This window comes from Acinetobacter sp. LMB-5 (genome assembly GCF_001541635.1).
Lineage (GTDB): Bacteria > Pseudomonadota > Gammaproteobacteria > Pseudomonadales > Moraxellaceae > Acinetobacter > Acinetobacter pittii.
The window spans coordinates 1-897 of the sequence record NZ_LRDR01000023.1; the positions used below are offsets into that span (position 1 = coordinate 1).

At 45.0% G+C, this 897-nt stretch carries 1 protein-coding gene; it reads left to right on the top strand.

The window, feature by feature from the left end; all coding sequences use genetic code 11:
• Nucleotides 1-110: 110 nt before the first annotated feature.
• Complete coding sequence (locus AW165_RS18275; protein ID WP_025787838.1) at nt 111-311, top strand: hypothetical protein; 201 nt, start codon at nt 111-113, stop codon at nt 309-311.
• The last annotated feature ends 586 nt before the right edge of the window (nt 312-897 follow it).

The window sequence follows — 897 nt, forward strand, 5'->3', positions numbered from 1 at the left end:
TGAAAGTTTGTGACGCTTTTGAGGCGTTTTTAATTCATAATTTTCTCCTTTCGTTTTCAGCCAGAAAACACGCCCAAACAGTCAAAAGCACACATTAACGCAGAGGAACTATGCCAGCTTTTCAGATCCGATATATCAACAAAGAAGACACTATCCAGAAGCAAGAAACGGTCTTTATGATAAACCTCACTTCCGCCAAAAAGTCCGCAACAGCACAAAGTAATGAACACACCAACGTGATTGAAATTTACGATTTAATGGATCGACTTATCGCCAAAAGAACACATGGCAAATGGAAAAATACACCATGATTTTTTTGTTTGGCCAGAACAAAAAATTTAGGTTCATACCAGGGAGTTTGTTTGTTCTGGTAAAACTAAGCGAAGCGTTTTTGCCAGGACAAATGAACCGGCAACGAGCTGCGCGAGGCGACAGTTCGAACAACGAAACAAAGTGAGTTAGTGAGCCATGTTTTTTTCTGGCTCAATCGCCCAAGCGCCCCCTTGCGGGGTTCAATTGCTAGTCAGAAAAAAATGCGAAGTGTCCAACGTAGCATCGAGAAAACAGGTGAGCCCCCGAACCTTTTTCTCGACAGGGGGAGCCGAACCAAACGCCCGTTCCCGAACGAAAAGGCGAGCAGTTCCCAAACTGCGTTTTGGTTTGGGGGCTTGCCCCAAAATCCGTTGAGCAGGCGAGACCAAGTCCGTATAACGATGTAAAAACGAGACTCTTTGGACTTGTCCAAAAAGGGCGACATTTTTCACGCTCTATAGGGGCTTGGTCTCGCGTAGCGAGGCGGATTTTGCTCTTAAATTAGAACGTGAATTGCAGGGGCGTCCAGCCCCGAAGATTTACGTTCTAATTCATTGGAAAAGCACGCTTTTTCAATATTCACCC